The organism is Paraburkholderia lebeckiae (assembly GCF_050436325.1).
In the GTDB taxonomy this organism is placed as follows: domain Bacteria; phylum Pseudomonadota; class Gammaproteobacteria; order Burkholderiales; family Burkholderiaceae; genus Paraburkholderia; species Paraburkholderia tuberum.
On record NZ_JBNDLZ010000003.1, the window covers coordinates 1,045,278 to 1,063,062 of the forward strand.

Below are 17,785 nucleotides of genomic sequence, written 5' to 3' on the forward strand. Positions count from 1 at the left end.
CTTGGCGATGGAGCGAAGGTCAGGATCAGGCAATCAGCACTCCACCGTCAGCACCGGCTGATTTATCAACAGAGCAGGACAAAAATGCGCTCGCCAGGTCTTACCGACGGTCGATCGGTATCGGACAACGAAGCGGTCACGCCCGAATACGTCTATCTCGGCCGCCAGCCGATTCTCGATCGCAACGGAACATTGACTGCGTTCGAATTGCTCTTCCGCGCGCAGGCCGGCAATTTCGCGCAGATCACGGATGATGCAACCGCCACGGCCCAGGTCATCGCGCGACTCGTCGGCGATGTCGGTCTCAGTACTGCGCTGGGCGATCGCGCCGGCTACGTGAACGTCGAGCGGTCGGTGTTGATGTCCGACATTGTCCGGTTGTTGCCGCCAGAGCGTTTCGTGTTGGAGATCCTCGAAACTGTCACGTTCGACGATGCGCTATTCAGGCGCTGCCAGGAACTGCGGCGCGTTGGTTTCCGCTTTGCGCTGGACGATGTTTCGCAACCATCCGCTCGGCTGGTCGAATTTCTGCCATGCGTCGATATCGTCAAGATCGACTTCCTCGGTTGCCCGCGCAAACACCTTGCCGAACTCGTCGGCGTCGTCAGGCAGCATGGGAAATTATTGCTTGCGGAAAAGGTCGAAACACCGGAAGACCATGACGCCGCCATGCGCGCCGGCTTCGAACTGTTTCAGGGCTACTACTTTGCGAAGCCGCAGACGCTGACATCGCAGCGTATCAGGCCATCGCGGGAAGCACTGTTGCGCCTGCTGGTGCTGTTGAGCGAGGAACCGGAGATTGCCGAGCTCGAAGCCGAACTCAAGCTGAATCCGCACCTCGTGATGCAGTTGTTGCGCTTACTCAATTCGAGTGCATTCGGGCTTGGCCACACGATTTCTTCACTGCGCGCGGCGATCATGGTAGTCGGCACGCGACAGATCACGCGCTGGGCGCAGTTGTTGCTCTTCGCACATGAGAGTCTGTTGGCACTGCGCTGCGATCCCCTCGCGCAACTGTGCGGCACGCGCGCGCGTTTCATGGAACTTGTCGCCGGCCGGCTGCGTCCCGGTGACGAGCGATTTGCCGATACGGCGTTCATCACGGGCGTCTTCTCGCTGGTCCATGTCCTGTTCGGCGGTGCGCTTGAAGACGTTGTGTCGACGCTGCCGATTCACGCCAGTATTCGGCGGGCCCTGCTCGAAAAGGGCGGCCAGTTAGGTCTGTTGCTGAACGCCGCTGAGGCAGCCGAATCTGGCGAACTCAACGCGATCCGCGCGGCGTGTGATGCGCTGCATGCCATTACCGCGTGCGAGCTGACCGCGCTCGGGCTCGCTGCGGCCGCCTGGCATGACGACCATGTGCGTGACGTCCACAGTCCCTGAACAGCCGTACTTAACGCACGCCGGGTCGACATCGGGGTTTGTACCAATGAAAATATCGAGAAGGGACGCCGTAATACCGCCCTGCATCCAACGATGCATTGGTCGGGAAGCGGGGATGAAAGCAAACGTTTGCGTACAACTGTGGTTGTCATTACTCGCGCGCTTCGCCTGTTTGACCGCGATCACCGGATATGACGTCTGGTTGTTGCGCCGACTGCATCGAACGGCCTGGGTGCCGGATCATCACCATCCGATCGTGATCACGGAATGCAAGCCGTAACGTGACACGTTGTTATTGGGTTCATGCTGAGAAAAGACCAACATGTTCGACGCCGAAATTGCCGCGACGCTCCTGAACCGGTGGGACCTTAAGCGCGCGTCCCCCGGTGACCGGCCACCGCTGAACCTCTTGCAGGAAGGCAACCTGCATTTCAAGTATCAAGGTGGCAATATCGGCGCGGACGATTCCGCCGCAGACCGATGCCTTCGCGTTGAATGCCTGACATTCCCGGACGGATCGCGCGCCTTGCGTGTAGCTGAGTCAGATGGACAAAGCGGCTGGTCGCGGTGGACGGCTGCCGAGCCGATCCGAACACGCGAAACGAGCGCATGCATCGAGCATGTCGACATCTCTTAGCCTCATTTTGCGTTGGCTTTTTGTGGTCGCCGAAGCCCTTGCACTGATACGGTTCTTCGCGGCCTGCTGACAGCGGGAGTCCCGCCGCAACGGATAACTGAGCCTTGCCGGAGTCGCGCTGTGTGACGCCTCTCGATGCCGGCAGCACAAGGCACGCATGCAGATCTCCTCGGGTATTACGCACCCACCGTCACGCTTATGCTCGTCGGATCTACGTCGTAGCGTTCCCTGCAAGTAGTCGGCTTTAGTGATATTCGACACCTCATCCCGCTACGCCGCCTCAAATCCGCGTCTTGTTCGTCAGGCCAGCGCTTTACCTTCAGCTTCCTCCAGATTCGCGGTCGTCCGCGACACCCTTGCCATTCGGCTAACACTTCCGCTCGCCGGGTGTGTAGAGGACTCTCATCTCCAAGTACGGCGCCCTGCCGGGCGCACGAAAAAAGCCGACAGAATTGCGTCGGCCGGAAGGTTCTGAGGATTCCGAGGGCCATGCCAGAACCTGAGAGGCACGAATTATTGCATTGTCTTCGTCGCCAATTCGCACGGATAAAACTAGGGTGTACACCTATATTCCATTCACCTTTTCCGTCCGTAAACATTTGCAATGTCCATTTAATACGTCCCGGCGGTCAAAAAGAACATGGATAGGCTAACGTTTGCGCAGAAGCTTTGGTTGCCGTTGCTCTTGAGCCTTGCCTGTCTGACCGCAATGACAGGGTTTGACGCGTGGTCATTGCATCAGGTGCGAATCGAAGAACGCGAGAACGACCTGGCGAACAACGCCGACAATGTGGTCAGCCTGGTTCGTCACTATCCCGACCTGGTGCTGCACGGGGTGCTCACGCGTGACGCCGCGCAAAAGGAAGCAATCGAGCGCATCAAGGCCATGCGCTTCGGCAAGGACGGCTACTACACCGTCATGACCGATGAACCGAGGATGTTGCGGCACCCGTTCAAACCTGAACTGGTGGGTCGGGCGCTTGGCGATTTCAAGGATGCCAACGGCACGCTGCTATATCGCGACGCGGTCAATATCGCTAAAGCAGCCGGCGCCGGTTTTATCCGCTATGTGTGGCCACGTCCGGGCGAGGACCGACCGATTCCGAAGCTCACGCGCGTCGCGACCTTCAAGCCGTGGGGCTGGACTTTTCTGAATGGCGTCTACATAGACGACATTGATACCGCGTTCTACCGGTCCCTTATCGAGTCCGGGTCCGTCCTGACCGCTGTTGCAGTGGCGCTGTCAGTCCTGGTTATCGTGATTAATCGAGGGTTGCAACGCTCACTCGGTGGCGAGCCGGCTTCTGCAGCAGAAGCCGCGCGCCGCATTGCAAGCGGCGATCTGAGCGTCCCGGTCAATACCAGCGGTGCGAGTTCAGACAGCCTGCTATCTACGGTCGAAGCGATGCGCGCGCAGCTTGCCCGCACCGTCGGTGCGATCGGAGGTTCCACCGAATCCATCGCCTCAGCGACAAAGGAAATCGCCGCCGGCAACAGCGACCTTTCCCAGCGTACGGAGGAGCGGGCCGCATCACTTCAGGAAACGGCATCGAGCATGGAACAGATGACGTCCATGGTGACAAACAATGCAGACAATGCGCTCCACGCCAACGAGATGGCAAGCACGGCATCAGACATTGCCGGCCGGGGAGGCGAACTGGTCGAGAGGGTGATCGGGACTATGCAGGAAATCTCGAACTCATCGGCCAGGATCGCAGAGATCGTCAGCGTCATCGAAGGTATCGCGTTCCAGACAAACATCCTCGCCCTGAACGCAGCGGTCGAAGCCGCGCGGGCCGGCGAACAGGGGCGCGGGTTTGCCGTCGTGGCAAGCGAAGTGCGAAGCCTTGCCCTGCGCGCAGCGGCCGCAGCCAAGGATGTGAAGGCTCTGATCGGGGAATCGGTCAACCGGGTCGAGAGTGGCTCCGCGCTGGTTGCTGAAAGCGGAACTGCCATTCGGGAAATTGTTGGTGCTGTCAAGCGCGTCGACGCGATCGTCCACGAGATAGCGGCGGCCTCGAACGAACAAAGCGCGGGCATCCAGCAGGTCGGCAAAGCGATTTCCCAGATGGACTCAATAATTCAGCAGAACGCGGCGCTCGTTGAGCAGGCAGCGGCAGCCGCTCATTCACTTAGCGGACAGGCTAGCGGCCTGGCGGACATCGTCGAGGCATTCCGGCTGGAGGCCGCCGATCGTGGTGAAAGTAACGCGGATCATCGCCGGGGAGCAATGGAGAGGGTCCATGTCGCGTTCGCTTAGACCCGTCGTGCGTTGGCTCTTTGTGGTGGCCGGCGTCGGCGCGCTGATATGGTTCTTCGCAACCTACTGGTAGTACTGTCGCGCCACAAGCGGATATCTGACACGAGAGAAGGTCAACCCGGGGGCGGCAATTCACCGGACAACGAGGCGAACCAGGTGGTTCTGGCGTGATCCAGGACCTGTTTGGCAATCAGACTGTGCAGGCGTCGGAGGGAGTTCACATGAACGTGGTGAAGACCGAGATTGGACAACTGGAGAAGGCGCTGAATGTCCTGGTCTGGCGTCCGCGACTTATTCGTCGCGACTATTGGACAATGCAGATCGAACGCTTGCTGGCACGCACTCCCCTCACTGTGCAGGACAGGCAGCGCTTACTCGCGCTGCTCGACCTCCTTGGTCGCACAGGTGAATCGGGCGATTGAAAGAAAACTGCCCGACAGTCGGGACGTCTTCTGAATGCAGTGGTGCCCTTTAGCGACCTGCGTCGTGAGTTGGGGGCCTTGCGGTACACGCGGTAACAACGGGGAACGCGGACACTGGCTGCCGAAGCCATCTCGACAGAGTATCCGCCTGCAGTTGTGGTCACAATCTCGCGATGAACACTTTCGATGCCGAACTTGCAACTAGCCGCAAACGCTTTTAATGCCTGGCGTTTCCCGGCGGTCCGTGCAATTGCGGCAACCAAGAGCGTGATGCCGGTAGCCCGGCCGTGCATGCGACGACGATCGAGGCCAGGGTGAGGTCGCCCGCCCCACCGGTATGTGGTGAAAATTGCGTAACTAGCGTGCCGGCCGTAAGAACGGCACTCAAGGAGCTCTACATCGTTTCGAGCGCAGCCGCACAGCGCGGTGCTCACGGGCTGGATGTTCTTGACGCCCAATGGAAGGCCTTGTATCGGGCGACCCGGCAGGCGAAAGTGATCACGAGCCAACTGTTGCCCGGGAGTGAAACCCAGGCCAGTGCGCTACTGCGCGAACTGGCAGAAACGTGCGCGAAACTTCTTGACCGCCACGCCTCCACTCAGGGCTGCCCGACCGCGGTATGGCGCGAAATAACCCGGCTTGGGCGCGAAGTTTACGAATGTCTGAATCTCTTCCCCACTCACCGAACCTGAACAAGGATCAAGCGCGACTCATGTCTGAGTTTAGTGCCTCGCTGGGCCGGATAGCCCGCCCCGCCCGTGACCGGCGAATCCCTGGCCGCAGGTTCCCTGGGGAACCCGAGGGTCACTGCCAGCGCCTCCGAGTACTTCGAGTAGACACTGGACGGTCGGGGCAGACGAGTAGCGCCACGGGTGTCGCAATTGCACGAAGGTCGGACTACACATGAATGCTCGCAGCCAAGGGCGGACCACTATTCCAGCCGTTCCAGAATTGTGGGAGAGGCGATGAACCCTGACGGAATTCACAAGGCCGCGTTGTTGATGATGTCGCTCGGCGAAGACGAGGCGGGCGAAGCCTTCCGGTTCCTCGGCCCACGTGAGGTGCAGAAAATCAGTTCCGCGATGGCCGCGCTGAGAAACGTTACACGTGGCTCCATCGACGCCGTGCTGCAAGACTTTATCAAGGAAGCAGAAACGCACACCTACCCGCATCACTACTACAACATGACAGCCGAGGGGATTCTCAACCTCTTCGGATCTGCGATCAATGTCGAACGTGTGTACGTACCGGAATCGACAACGGCCATCTGGTCGATTTACTGGATCATGAGCGAATGGGCCGATGGTCTCGACGAGAATGCGCTGAAAGAATTCAAGGCGCTCACGGTCGAAGAAATTCCGCAGGGACCGCCGACGTTGCTGGATCGATCGTTTGTGAAGCAGTAAAGCGCAAAAAAGAATCTCGACATTGCGAGTTCGACGACTGTGATCGCGAAACGCGTTTGAGACGAGGCCAGTCCAACGGCTCCATTATTTTTGCATCGGCCGACGGACACTTTGCTCGTATATCGAAGGATCGACGACGTTCATCTGATCCTTTGGGCGTTCACCAAAAACTCGCTCGAAGTCGTCGGGACCCAGAATGTCAGCAGCGTCGTGGAGAAAAGACGAATAGGCCTGGTTCAGCTCCGAGGCGGACGGAACATCGCTGCCCTGCGGGGCATGTTGCAAACGCTCGACCCGCACCATAAATACGCGTCGATGATTCATCAACGACTTGATCTTCGCATCCGCGTCGGGACCCTTCAAAGTCGCCTGTAGATGCTCCTGAAAATCATCGACATCGGATTCCTGATGTCCTGGCTTCATGGCGTTACTCCCGCTTGGTGTCGAGCACTGAATCTTCTTGCTCGCCCATGCAGCATGCTGCTTGCCGTATGTTCCGAAGATCGCGATGCTCAACCAGTAGCCCCTGCACATGCGGACCGTAACCGGAACTGCTCCACCGCTGCCGGTCCCCCAAAGAATCTGATTTGACAGCTGATGGCATACACCATCGCGACCATAGCTGCAAATCGTTCCACGAGCGGCCGGATCGATGTTCGAGTCCACATCGGGCTTACATAGACAACTAGCATAAAGCAGATTTGCCGCGCCGGAAGCCAAAAAACCATCCGCACTGACAGGCGTCCCACCTCGGGCGTGGAAGCTGCCCCAGCTGTACCAATAGTGCTCGCCAGCGATCAGGACGTCCGCCAGTGCTGGGTAAATCTTCACGCGGCTGTCGTAGGTCGTCACCCATGTATGGTCGACCACGGAATCCTGGAAATACGCCGGAACGGACCACGCGAACAATGTAACGGCGCTCATTGCTTCACCTTTTCGTCCGGTCGCATCGGCACTGTCGCGCGAAACTCGCCCGACAAGCCGGTAAGAACTTTACTCACCTCAAAGGTTATACATCTCGTAGTTCAACGTCCAGCCGACGCCCCGCACGGACGCGGCCATGCCGGTCCAGCTCATCGACGGTAGAAACTGAAACGACGACAGCGCATGCCAGGCGCTCACGCGCGCATGACCGAACGCTTGGGGAACGCCCGGCACGAACGCGACGAGCGCGATAAACAACGCGGTGAGAATCCAGTAGAGCGGCACGACCCGCGCGTTGCGGGCGCAAATGAACGAGCGCGCCGACTGGATTCCCGACGGCAAACCCCGAGTCACCTGCGCCATCACGAAGCCGGAGATCACGAAGAAGACGTCGACGCCGATTTCGCCATAGCGCGACACGCGCGGAAAAACATGGACGAGCCAGCCATGCGCGGCGACGATGCCGTCGGTATGAAACGCGCCGACGCCAAGCGCGGCGAGCGCGCGCAACGCCTGAATTGACCGATCCTTCCTGATACCTGTCACGCCCTTCGATCCGGCAAAGTGCGTAACGGGGCATGGTAGCGCAGAGCGTCGCACGATGCCGCGTGGCCGGGCGCGTCCGATTCGCGCCCGCCCGGCCGAGCGGTCAAGCTCGCGAAACGCTCAGGCCATCAAGCCGGCCGCTGCGGAATATTCAGGCCGCGCGCCACCGCCGGACGCTCGACGAACGCCCCCAGCACGCGCCGCACGTTCGGGAAGTCGTGAATGCCGACCAGTTCTCCCGCCTCATAGAAGCCGACCAGATTGCGCACCCACGGGAAGATCGCGATATCGGCGATCGAATACTGATCGCCCATCACCCATGTGCGTCCTTCCAGGCGCTGCTCCAGCACGCCGAGCAGCCGCTTCGATTCGGCGATGTAGCGATCGCGCGGACGCTTGTCCTCGTACTCCCTGCCAGCGAATTTGTGGAAGAAGCCGACCTGGCCGAACATCGGACCGATGCCGCCCATCTGGAACATCACCCACTGGATCGTCTCGTAGCGCCCGGCGGCGTCCTGCGGGATCAGCCGGCCGCTTTTGTCGGCGAGATAAATCAGGATCGCGCCCGATTCGAACAGCGGCAGCGGTTTGCGGTCGGGACCGTTCGGATCGAGGATCGCCGGAATCTTGTTGTTCGGGTTCAACGACAGAAACGCCGGCGTCATCTGATCGTTGGTATCGAAGCGCACCAGATGTGGCTCGTACGGCAAGCCGGTTTCCTCGAGCATGATCGAGATTTTTACGCCATTGGGCGTCGGCAGCGAATAGAGCTGAATGCGGTCCGGATGCTCGGCCGGCCATTTCTTCGTGATCGCGAAAGCGGATAAATCGGTCATGGGTTCGGGTCGCCCTATGGGACAGAAATTGCAAGACCGCCCAATATAAACCGACTCGCCACAACGCGTGCGAGGCCGCGTGAAGACCTTACAAACGCTGCGGCAACGGCGCCGCTCGCGATCGGCGGTTCACCACAAGTCCTTCGTCGCCGTACCCGCGCGCACGTTGAAGCCATCGCGCCACAGCGCCGCGCCGACCGTCAGCAGCAGCGTCTTTTCGGTGCCGTCGAGCAGTTCCCACGCGGCCGCGAGCCACGTCGCGAAGTTCGCGCAGGTCGCTTCGAGATCTGGCGGCGCCTTGCCTTCCAAATACTGCCGTTCGAACATCGAAAGTATCTTTGCGGGTGTCATGGGCGCGACCTCCTGATGGGATTGCGCCAAGTCTAAAGGGCTCGCAGCGCGTGCGGAATGCCGATCATCGCGATCACGGGTTACTCCCAGGCCGGCCGCCGCGCCAACGTCAGCCGCGACCCATCTTGTGAAATCGGACGCGTCGTGTCCGACCTACGCCGTACAAAAAACAAAGGCGCCGCGACGATCGCGACGCCTCCGCCGTTACGGCAACCTGCACCGAACGGGTTCTCAGTGACGGCCGCGCTTTGCATCGTCCCTGGCGTCTTCCTTCGCATCGCCATAGGCCTTCTGCACCTTGCCGGCGCCCTGCTGCAGGTCGCCCTTGAGTTCCTTCGCAGGGTCGTTCGTGGCCTTGCCGATGCCCTTGTTGACCTTGCCCTTGACCTGCTCGCCAACGCCCTTCACTTGATCCTTGTTCATGCTCGGCTCCCATATGCGTAGTCGACAGAGATGCCGGCGCGGTATTCCGCCGGTGTGTGGGAAGTAGCAACGGCTGTTCCCGGGAACTGCTCCGCGCGCGGGGCCGCGGCACCGACGAACGCCGACGCGCGATCTGGCAAATTTTTTATCAAAAGGCCTAAAGTCTCGCCGCGCACCGCCGTAAATCCGTTCAGGGAGGAGTCATGGACCGCACGGACACTACGATTTCGGGATCATCGCAAGCTGCGTTGATCGACCACGACATCGCGCACATCGCGCGGGTGATGCACGTATCGCTGCGCGGCGATTTCGGCGGTCCGATCCTGCCAGCCACCTATTGGCGCAAACGACTGACCGCGCTGGTCGACAGCGGCCAGCTTTCTACCGCCCAATGGGACAAAGTCGACAGCCTGCTGCTGCAACTCGATCGGCTGGCCTCGACGCCGCTGCCCGAATGGGAACGCTTCGCGCCCGCGCCGACCTCGCGATTCGAGCCGGCTGACCCGGTGAAGAAGGTGAAGTCGGCCTGACCGCAGCCGCCCCACCCGCTGCACCCGCACGCGTCGCGCTAGGCCGGCACGCGGCTCGTCTTGCGCGCCGCAAAAAAGCGGCCGGGCACGAGTTCGCGGCCGCCAACACACATCGCAACGCCGGAAACCAGCGTCACGGGACAAGCGTATATCCGCGTCCGTGACAGGCATGTCTCGCCGCAGACAAACGCAGCGGCGCGACGTATCGCGAAAAATTCCTGATCAGTCGGCGCCGACAATAGGGAAAGGGGACGACCTTAGGTCATAAAAATTCCCAGCAAGGACGCCCCGTGACCCTCGCCGCTCGGTTCGACCTGCTCAAGCAGGCGCGCGCCCGTTTCATCCAACGCGAAATCGCAGCCCATGTCGGCAAAGACATCAAGACGGTGCGTCGCTGGGAAAAAGGTGAAACGCCTTGTCCCGCGATGCTGGAACCCGCGTTGCGCGATCTGCTGCGGCAAGGCGCGCGTGAGGCGCAACACGCGGGCGACGCGGCGCGCTTCCGCTTCCTCGATCTGTTCGCGGGTATCGGCGGCATTCGCATGGGCTTCGAGGCGCACGGCGACGAATGCGTGTTCACCAGCGAGTGGAACGAGTTCTCGACGCGGACTTATCGTGAGAACTACGGCGACAACTCCGCGAGCGGCGGCGCGCACGCGCTGATCGGTGACATCGTCACGTTTCCCGCCGAGGACGTGCCGAGCCACGACGTGCTGCTCGGCGGCTTTCCGTGCCAGCCGTTTTCGATCGCCGGCGTCAGCAAGAAAAACGCGCTTGGCCGGCCGCACGGCTTCGAATGCACGACCCAGGCACGCTGTTTTCGACGTCGCGCGCATCATCGCCGCGAAGCGCCCCGCCGCGTTCCTGCTCGAAAACGCAAAGAACCTGCTGTCGCACGACAAGGGCCGCACCTTCGACGTGATCCTGCAAACGCTGCGCGACGAGCTCGGCTACGAGGTGCACTACCGCGTGATCGATGGCCAGCATTTCACGCCTCAGCATCGCGAGCGCATCATCATGGTGGGCTTTCGCGGCAAGACCAGGTTCACGTGGGACGACCTGCGCCTGAAGCCGCGCGACGCGTGCAGCCGAAGGACACGCTCACCCCGAAGCTATGGGCGTATCTACAAAACTACGCTGCCACCCTCTGGTCCGGCGCGACCCATCTCCGCGGGCGCAGATCCCCTACCATCCAGTGAACGCTTCAACGCACAAGATTTGTCGACCGCCTTCTTGAAATACAAGAAACCGCCTTGCGACGAAGTGCGGCGTAGCAAAGTTATGCATACATCAGTAGCTATAGTTTTCAGCAATTATCGTAAATGCCTTGTGCTCACTTCATTCGTGCTTCCTATCGATCCGTGAGGTGTTCTGGGTGCACCATCGCTCGCCGTGTAAAGCTGACGTTAGAACTCGAATTTAATGAACGGAGTAGACCAGACGACAAGTCACGCGTTGAGACTTTCCCCCGCCTGCTTAAAGACACTGGCTTTGGAGACAAACCCGATAAATCGCATCAGCACGAATTTCATGGCGTAGTAGCCCTCAAGGCGATTTTCGGGACGGGTCGCACCGAAATGAATGCAATTTTTCGGTCCGGGGCAACGATGTGCGGGACACTGCGAAGGTCACGTGATACGACGCCCGCATTGACCATCCCACGCGCACCGAGTACCGCCTTTATTTTCAACAGAACGACGTCATGGCGTGCGCCCAAGCTGGGGACAACATCCTCGTGGGATTCGACGGTACGGGGCAGCTCAACTTCATCCTCGTCCCGAGCGGAGCTGAAGGCCATACGCCTGGGATCAATAGCTGATAGCCTGTTTGAACGCCCTCGACGTCGATTCTTGATACGACTTGTTTGTTTGTATCGCGACACAAAGGCGCAAAAAGACATGACGACGGCCCAATCATTCGTCACCGAGGTCGAGACGAAAGCATAGTGCCGCACGACGATGGCAAATAGTCTATCGCGCCGGCACAATCACCGAATCGCGGAACTCACTTCATAGCGTGGGCCGTTTTCATCACGCTCGTGACATACGGCATCATCAGGCATGCGACTTGATCGATAACTGGAACGACCACACTGTTCCCAAATTGCCGATATGCTTGAGTATCGCTAACGGGTATCACAAAATCATCCGGAAAACCCATCAGTCGTGCGCACTCACGAGGCGTGAGACGCCGAGGACGCCTTTTGCCTCCTTGCGAGAACAAAATTTCACTCCCGTCTTTGAAATAGCGCGCTGACAACGTCCGCGTAACGCTCTCCGGGTCGACTAATCCATATCCAAACCCGTTGCCTGCCGCACGGTGCTTGTCCGCATACACTTGAAGATATGTCCACAGATTCGGTGTCAACGTGTACTTGTCTTGGACCTTTTGCAGTTCATGGTCGAAGAATCGATTGCCGTCGTGCGCAAGCACAGGCTCCGTGCCATCTGTCTTGTGTAGGATCGATCCAAGTCGCGGACCCACTGCTGGAAGTTCGAGTGCGCTGAAATCGAAGTCCGTGCTCTGCCGAAAGCCAACAATCACGATTCGCTCACGATGCTGAGGCGTAAAGTGTTGACCGTCAATGACCTTGTAATGCACCTCGTACTTTAGTTCATTTCGCAAGACCGACAAAATCGTTCTAAAGGTATTTCCCTTGTCATGCGAAATAAGATTCTTAACGTTTTCCAAGAGGAAAGCTGCCGGCCGTTTTGCGTCAATGATTCGCGCCACATCATAAAAGAGCGTGCCCTGAGTTGTGCACTCAAAGCCATGTGGCCGACCCAACGAATTCTTCTTGCTGACACCTGCAATGCTGAATGGCTGGCAAGGAAAGCCAGCTAACAGTACGTCATGTGAGGGAACGGCGCCCGACGGGAACGCGGTTATATCACCAATAAACTGATGATCATGTTGTGAGCCGTAATTCTCCAGATACGTCTTTTTTGAGAATTCATTCCACTCGCTCGTGAAGACGCATTGACCTCCAAATGACTCAAAGCCACGACGTATGCCTCCAATCCCCGCGAATAAATCGATAAACCGAAACTTCGCAAATGCCGGCGCGCGTGGCCTCTTCATTTTCGCACTGATCAATTCCCGCAAGGCCGCTTCCGCAATTACAGGGAATTGACCGCCGTTTGCCTCCCACCTCCGAATCGTGCGCACATTCCGGCCGATTCGCTCGGCCAGTTCGCACTGGGAATAAAGCTCCAGGGCTTGACTTAGGAGTTGCTGCGGCGCGGACATTGTCATATTTATCGACTTTGGGAATTTTAGCGGACATTTTGGCCATTCGCTTTCCGTATGTCCAGGATTTCGTTCCGTTTGCCGCGCGAAGAACTGGGCAGGTTTCGGCGAGGAGTCGGCGATACGATGAGCTTCACTGGATCCCCCGCCTGGGCCGCGTTGCGACGAATGGCCCGGGCATGCCGTACCGAGGATTGGTACACTATCGGTTCAAAGCCAATTGGTGGTTGATAAAAGATCGACAAACCGAACTCTCGTATGTGGTGCCGCCGGTCAGGCCGTGGCCCACTGACGGAGCCGCCCGCGGCGCATTCAAGTGTATTGGAGCGTTCCGGGCCCCGGCGGGCGGGATCGGCTGTCTAAACTGGTGAAAGGTTGATCGAAGCATGGAACCGAAGTTCTACCGCGGCTGGCACCTGGCAAAATCGGACATGGAATACAAGGCAACGGAGTTCGAGTGGGCACTGATCCGCTTCTACGAGTCTTTTTCGCGCTTCGTGCTAACGACCGGCATGATCACAATTGCGGCGGACGTTGACATCAAGTACCAGGAGCACGTCATCCTGCATGTGATCCGCATGCAGGATCGGCCGAAGAATAGTGCGACCATTGCGCGACTGATGAATCGGGATGACATCCCAAACATTCAGTACAGCTTGCGCAAGCTTGAGTCGGCCGGACTGATCGAAAAACAGAAGGACAAGAACAGCAAGACTTATTCTTATACGGCGAGCGAGCTCGGAGTGAAGCTCACCGACGAATACAATAAGGTCCGGCAGGAGATTCTCGTCAAGCGCTTCGAAGAGATCAGCGACGTTGATGAGAAATTCGAGCGCTGCGCGCGCTTCATGTCGCTGCTGACCGGAATTTATGAAGAAGCAGCCCGTGATTCGGCGACGATCACGCCGCAAACCGACGAGCCGCCGCCGAAACCGAAGACTTCACGCAAATCCGCATAACCGTCGGCGCGACCACGCGCGCCGGCTCGCGCGGACGTTACAGTGCCGGATGAAGTTTGTGCCAGTGGGTGGCGTGCTGGAATGCCATGCCGGCGCGGCACAACAGGGCTTCGGCGCCATGCGCCGCGACGAACTGGAAGCCGATCGGCAGGCCGACTTCCGTGAGTCCGCACGGCAATGTGATCGCAGGGTGGCCGCTGGAGTTGAACGGCGCCGTGAACTGGATGAGGCGCGCATTGAGCTCGGGGTCTTGCGCCAGCGCGCCGAGCTGTTCATGGGTCGGCGCGGCGAACGGCTGCACCGGCACGATCAGCAGATCGAGTCCATGCATCAGCCGGTTGATCTTGCCGCGTAGTGCGGCGCGGTTCAACAGCACCTGCTGATATGCCATTGCGCTGGTTTCGCGCCCGATCTCGATCAGGCGCGTGAGCGCCGGGCCGTAGTGCGCCGCGAGCCGCGGGTAGGTATCGGCGTGAGCCACCGCCACTTCGACGCCACAGTTCACCTGCCACTCGTCGACTACCGTGCGCACATCGGGAAAGCTCACTTCCTCGACCTGTGCACCGAGGGACCTCACCGCCTCGACGACCTGCGCGAGCGCACGCACGATGACGTCGTCGGTGCCGTGGCTGCTCCATGCCGGGTCGATGCCAATTCGCAGTCCGCGTAGATCGTGCGCGTCGTTCGGTAACGCGAGCTTCGACTCGGGCAACGAGGTCGGATCGAGCGGATCGTGCCCGGCAATCGCACCGAGCAGAAGCGTCGCGTCGGCGGCATTGCGGGCCATGGGCCCGGCATGATCGAGACTGGCACCCAGCGCAAACACACCGTGACGACTCACACGTCCCCACGTCGGCTTGATGCCGGTGAGACCGTTAGCCGCCGAAGGGAAGCGGATCGAGCCGCCGGTATCGGTACCGAGCGACGCATAGCATAAGCCAGCCGCCGTCGCGACGCCGGAACCGCTCGACGAAGCGCCCGCCCAGTGCCCCGGATGCCACGGATTGACCGGCTCGGCGATCTCGGGGTGATGCGTTGCGAATGCGCCCTCCGTCAGCTGAAGTTTGCCGAGCACGATTGCGCCGGCACCGCGCAGCCGCTTGACGGCGGTCGCGTCTTCGGTCGGCACGAAGTTGCGATGAATGGTTGTGCCGGCGGCAGTCGGCGAACCCGCGCACCAGTACAGGTCCTTCACCGCCAGCGGTACGCCGTGCAGCGGCCCGAGCGCCTCACCATTCAGCACTTTTCGTTCGGCTTCGCGCGCGGATGCGAGCGCCTCTTCACGCATTACGAGCGCGTAGCTGTGCAGCGTGGGGTCGAGCCGCTCGATGCGTTCAAGCATCGCGGTCGTGACTTCCACGGGGGAGATCTCGCGGGTGGCGATCAGGTGCGCCAACTCGCGCACCTCCATGTAGTGCAGTCCGGAATGGGACATGGTCAATCTGCCTCCGTACTCAAAGTCCGAGCTCTGCGCGCTGCCGCGTGAGCGTATCGATCACGGCGTACATGATCTTGTGCGCGCAAGGCATCAGGTCGGGAATGTAAGTCGCGCCCATGCCGCCCAGCCCCTCGGCCACCGGCACCGGCGAGCCTTCGGCGGGCCATGGCCAGCCGATGCGCGCGGTCGGAATGCCGAAGCGGCGCAACGCGGCACCGTCGGTCTGACCGCCGAGCAGCTCGGGTGTCGGATGCGCACGCTGCTCGATATGCTCCCAGCCGCGCCGCGCTGACTGCACGATCCAATTCGACGGGGACGTCGTGCCGCCGGGCACGGAGCCATACATTTCCCAGTCGAGATCGAAATCGGGATGACGCTCCCGTAGTGCCGCGACGAATGCGGCGAACTGCGCCTTCACTTCGCCCGGTGAGGTACGGGGATTGATGCGCACGTCGAAGAAGATCTCGGTGACGGCCGAAGGAAACGCCGGCCGTTCAGGCCAGCCCGCCCGCACGCCCGAGATCCAGCCGTGCGGCTTGACCGCGCCGGACGTATTGCGCTCGGCGTACTCGATCAGCCATTGTTCCAGCTCCAGTATCACGTGCGCGGCGGGCACGACCGAGCTGCGAAAACCCGGCGTGTCACGCGGCACACCCGCGTAACCGAGCGTGCCTTTGACCTTCAGCTTGAACCAGCCCATGCCGGGCTCTTCGTGATAGACCCAGTTCCAGGGCTTCATCACGATCGCAAAATCGGGCGCGACGCCGCGGCTCAACAGGTGCGTGACGCCCGCGGACATGCCCGCGTGGTCACGCGCGGCAAGATCGACGGGCATGCCGCCATCGGCCATCGCGACGATCAGGTCGCCGACCAGCGGCACGTCGGCTTCGATCAGCGCGGTCGCGACTTCGGTGAGCGTCGCGATCATCCCTTTGGGGTTCGACGCGCCAAGGCCATAGACCCAGTCACCTTGCATGCGTGCGCGCGGCTTCAGGTCCGCGAAGTCCGGTGGACCGATCCACGGGTCGTCGCTTTCGTCGCCTTCGAGATGGGTGTCGATCGGCGCGTAGAGCATCAGCGCGGCACCGCCGCCGCTGCCGCGTTTCTCCGCGACGACGTTGCCGGTGCGCTCGTTCATGGGCCGATAGCTCGAGTTCAGGCCGACGCGCGCCAGATGGCTGACCATGAACTGGCTCGCGTCGCGCGCCGCGCCGGTCGGGCTGTGAATGTCCGTGAGTTCGAAGAGCAGCTGTTGCAGCCGCCGCGCGTCGAGCTTTGCGCAGGCCCGGTCGTACCAGGCCTGTTGCTCGGGAGAAAAGGGCAGTGGCGTAGTGCTGACCACGATGGATACCTCCAGATTGCGTTGCGATGTGTGGTCAGTTCGACGGCGCGAACTGCTCGGCGTAGATGTTTTCCGGTCGCAGGCCGAGATTCACGAGCTTCGTCGTGGCGGCCTCGATCATGCGCGGCGGACCGCACAGATAGGCGACGGCGCTTTCATGCGCTATGTCGCCTTCGCTGATCGCATCGACGGGATTGCCGGCGAGCAGTTCGCCGCTCGCGTGGTGGTCCACCGAAACACGCGTCGTGAGATTCGGCAGCCATTGCCGGCGCAGTTCCAGATCGTCGAGGCAGAAAAGCTGCTCGGGCGTAGCACAGCCGAAGCTCAGCAGGATCGGCGGCTTGCGTCCGGGCTGGCGACGCAGCGCGTCGATCATCGACAGGATGGGCGCGAGGCCGGTCCCGCCCGCCACCATGATGTGCGGTGCAGGTACCTTCTCACGCAGGAAGAAACTGCCGAACGGGCCTTCGATTTCCAGGACGTCGTCGGGTTTCGCCTCGTGCTCCAGCCACTTCGACATCACGCCATCTTCAAGCACACGAATCAGCAGTTCGAGCTTTGGCAGGTCGGCCGCCGTGCTGGCGGGCGAATAGCTGCGCGTGACATTCGTGCCCGGCACGCGTACCTGAATGAACTGCCCCGGCTTGAAGTCGAGCCATGCGCCTTCGGCCAGTTCGAGCCGCAGGCGCACAACGTTCGACGCCACTTTCTCGACGCTGTCGACGAATGCGTGCGCCTTGACCGCCTGCACGTCGGCCGCATCGCTCGCATAGTTCAGCGTGAACGTGCAGTCGGTTTCAGGTTCGGTCAGGCACAGCAGCCGGTCGCCGGCTTCGTATTCGCTGCGCAGGAGCGTCGAGCTGGCGCCCGCGCGCATACCGGCGTGGCCCTCGACAAGCTTTGCCACGCAGCTCGAACAGGAACCCGACCGGCACTGGTGGATGACCGGGATACCTGCGGCGAGGGCAGCGTCCAGCACGCTCACGCCCTGCTGCACGGCAACCGATGTCGCTTTCCCGTCGCGGAAGTTCAATGTGACGTATTTAACGGAAGACATACGGATACCTTCAGTGCTGCTG

At 60.5% G+C, this 17,785-nt stretch carries 15 protein-coding genes and 2 pseudogenes; 8 read left to right on the plus strand and 9 right to left on the minus strand.

The window, feature by feature from the left end; all coding sequences use genetic code 11:
- Positions 1–84 precede the first annotated feature (84 nt).
- From OKW44_RS22730 to OKW44_RS22750, 5 genes and pseudogenes are all read left to right on the plus strand, one after another.
- Positions 85–1,383: an EAL and HDOD domain-containing protein gene (locus tag OKW44_RS22730; protein ID WP_018419851.1), complete on the plus strand. Its 1,299-nt coding sequence runs from the start codon at positions 85–87 to the stop codon at positions 1,381–1,383.
- Between the two features lie 322 nt (positions 1,384–1,705).
- Positions 1,706–2,020, plus strand: coding sequence for a hypothetical protein (locus tag OKW44_RS22735; RefSeq protein ID WP_018419849.1), 315 nt, complete (start codon positions 1,706–1,708; stop codon positions 2,018–2,020).
- A gap of 640 nt (positions 2,021–2,660) precedes the next feature.
- On the plus strand, positions 2,661–4,280 hold the full coding sequence (locus OKW44_RS22740; protein ID WP_018419848.1) for a methyl-accepting chemotaxis protein: 1,620 nt from the start codon (positions 2,661–2,663) through the stop codon (positions 4,278–4,280).
- Between the two features lie 221 nt (positions 4,281–4,501).
- On the plus strand, positions 4,502–4,702 hold the full coding sequence (locus OKW44_RS22745) for a hypothetical protein (RefSeq protein ID WP_113061904.1): 201 nt from the start codon (positions 4,502–4,504) through the stop codon (positions 4,700–4,702).
- A gap of 1,004 nt (positions 4,703–5,706) precedes the next feature.
- Positions 5,707–5,865, plus strand: a pseudogene (locus tag OKW44_RS22750) (magnesium and cobalt transport protein CorA); the annotation flags it as partial.
- A 327-nt stretch (positions 5,866–6,192) separates the two neighbouring features.
- On the opposite strand, the gene OKW44_RS22755 reads toward OKW44_RS22750, so the two are convergent.
- The 5 genes from OKW44_RS22755 to OKW44_RS22775 all read right to left on the minus strand — a co-directional run bounded on the left by OKW44_RS22755 (position 6,193) and on the right by OKW44_RS22775 (position 9,188).
- A complete protein-coding gene (locus OKW44_RS22755) occupies positions 6,193–7,032 on the minus strand; it encodes a hypothetical protein (protein WP_018419844.1) in 840 nt (279 codons plus the stop codon).
- Between the two features lie 78 nt (positions 7,033–7,110).
- Positions 7,111–7,578 carry an acyltransferase family protein gene (locus OKW44_RS22760; RefSeq protein WP_084754026.1) on the minus strand — a complete coding sequence of 156 codons (468 nt, stop codon included), beginning with the start codon at positions 7,576–7,578 and terminating at the stop codon, positions 7,111–7,113.
- A gap of 128 nt (positions 7,579–7,706) precedes the next feature.
- Positions 7,707–8,414, minus strand: a complete 708-nt coding sequence (locus OKW44_RS22765) for a glutathione S-transferase C-terminal domain-containing protein (RefSeq protein ID WP_018419842.1) — start codon at positions 8,412–8,414, stop codon at positions 7,707–7,709.
- Between the two features lie 129 nt (positions 8,415–8,543).
- Positions 8,544–8,765 (minus strand): hypothetical protein, encoded by a 222-nt coding sequence (locus OKW44_RS22770; protein WP_026225675.1) that lies wholly within the window; start codon positions 8,763–8,765, stop codon positions 8,544–8,546.
- Between the two features lie 231 nt (positions 8,766–8,996).
- Complete coding sequence (locus OKW44_RS22775; RefSeq protein ID WP_018419840.1) at positions 8,997–9,188, minus strand: CsbD family protein; 192 nt, start codon at positions 9,186–9,188, stop codon at positions 8,997–8,999.
- Positions 9,189–9,391: 203 nt separating this feature from the next.
- On the opposite strand from OKW44_RS22775, the gene OKW44_RS22780 reads away from it, so the two are divergent.
- Together OKW44_RS22780 and dcm (OKW44_RS22785) are read left to right on the plus strand one after the other, a co-directional pair.
- Positions 9,392–9,718 carry a hypothetical protein gene (locus OKW44_RS22780; protein ID WP_018419839.1) on the plus strand — a complete coding sequence of 109 codons (327 nt, stop codon included), beginning with the start codon at positions 9,392–9,394 and terminating at the stop codon, positions 9,716–9,718.
- A gap of 290 nt (positions 9,719–10,008) precedes the next feature.
- Positions 10,009–10,857: pseudogene (gene dcm, locus OKW44_RS22785) on the plus strand (DNA (cytosine-5-)-methyltransferase); the annotation flags it as partial.
- An 865-nt stretch (positions 10,858–11,722) separates the two neighbouring features.
- Here dcm (OKW44_RS22785) and dcm (OKW44_RS22790) read toward each other — a convergent pair.
- A complete protein-coding gene (gene dcm / locus OKW44_RS22790; protein WP_018419836.1) occupies positions 11,723–12,973 on the minus strand; it encodes a DNA (cytosine-5-)-methyltransferase in 1,251 nt (416 codons plus the stop codon).
- A 380-nt stretch (positions 12,974–13,353) separates the two neighbouring features.
- On the opposite strand from dcm (OKW44_RS22790), the gene OKW44_RS22795 reads away from it, so the two are divergent.
- Positions 13,354–13,926 (plus strand): winged helix DNA-binding protein, encoded by a 573-nt coding sequence (locus OKW44_RS22795; RefSeq protein WP_018419835.1) that lies wholly within the window; start codon positions 13,354–13,356, stop codon positions 13,924–13,926.
- Positions 13,927–13,963: 37 nt separating this feature from the next.
- Here OKW44_RS22795 and OKW44_RS22800 read toward each other — a convergent pair whose 3' ends face one another.
- The 3 genes from OKW44_RS22800 to OKW44_RS22810 are packed head-to-tail and all read right to left on the minus strand — an operon-like array spanning position 13,964 to position 17,763.
- Positions 13,964–15,361, minus strand: coding sequence for an amidase (locus tag OKW44_RS22800; protein WP_018419834.1), 1,398 nt, complete (start codon positions 15,359–15,361; stop codon positions 13,964–13,966).
- A 19-nt stretch (positions 15,362–15,380) separates the two neighbouring features.
- On the minus strand, positions 15,381–16,706 hold the full coding sequence (locus tag OKW44_RS22805) for a M20 family metallopeptidase (RefSeq protein ID WP_018419833.1): 1,326 nt from the start codon (positions 16,704–16,706) through the stop codon (positions 15,381–15,383).
- A 34-nt stretch (positions 16,707–16,740) separates the two neighbouring features.
- Positions 16,741–17,763 carry a ring-hydroxylating dioxygenase ferredoxin reductase family protein gene (locus tag OKW44_RS22810; RefSeq protein WP_026225672.1) on the minus strand — a complete coding sequence of 341 codons (1,023 nt, stop codon included), beginning with the start codon at positions 17,761–17,763 and terminating at the stop codon, positions 16,741–16,743.
- Positions 17,764–17,785 lie beyond the last annotated feature (22 nt).

Coding starts and splice junctions, on each gene's coding strand:
- OKW44_RS22730 (WP_018419851.1), top strand. CDS start 85: ATGCGCTCGCCAGGTCTTACCGACGGTCGATCGGTATCGGACAACGAA.
- OKW44_RS22735 (WP_018419849.1), top strand. CDS start 1,706: ATGTTCGACGCCGAAATTGCCGCGACGCTCCTGAACCGGTGGGACCTT.
- OKW44_RS22740 (WP_018419848.1), top strand. CDS start 2,661: ATGGATAGGCTAACGTTTGCGCAGAAGCTTTGGTTGCCGTTGCTCTTG.
- OKW44_RS22745 (WP_113061904.1), top strand. CDS start 4,502: ATGAACGTGGTGAAGACCGAGATTGGACAACTGGAGAAGGCGCTGAAT.
- OKW44_RS22755 (WP_018419844.1), bottom strand. CDS start 7,032: ATGAGCGCCGTTACATTGTTCGCGTGGTCCGTTCCGGCGTATTTCCAG.
- OKW44_RS22765 (WP_018419842.1), bottom strand. CDS start 8,414: ATGACCGATTTATCCGCTTTCGCGATCACGAAGAAATGGCCGGCCGAG.
- OKW44_RS22770 (WP_026225675.1), bottom strand. CDS start 8,765: ATGACACCCGCAAAGATACTTTCGATGTTCGAACGGCAGTATTTGGAA.
- OKW44_RS22775 (WP_018419840.1), bottom strand. CDS start 9,188: ATGAACAAGGATCAAGTGAAGGGCGTTGGCGAGCAGGTCAAGGGCAAG.
- OKW44_RS22780 (WP_018419839.1), top strand. CDS start 9,392: ATGGACCGCACGGACACTACGATTTCGGGATCATCGCAAGCTGCGTTG.
- dcm (WP_018419836.1), bottom strand. CDS start 12,973: ATGACAATGTCCGCGCCGCAGCAACTCCTAAGTCAAGCCCTGGAGCTT.
- OKW44_RS22795 (WP_018419835.1), top strand. CDS start 13,354: ATGGAACCGAAGTTCTACCGCGGCTGGCACCTGGCAAAATCGGACATG.
- OKW44_RS22800 (WP_018419834.1), bottom strand. CDS start 15,361: ATGTCCCATTCCGGACTGCACTACATGGAGGTGCGCGAGTTGGCGCAC.
- OKW44_RS22810 (WP_026225672.1), bottom strand. CDS start 17,763: ATGTCTTCCGTTAAATACGTCACATTGAACTTCCGCGACGGGAAAGCG.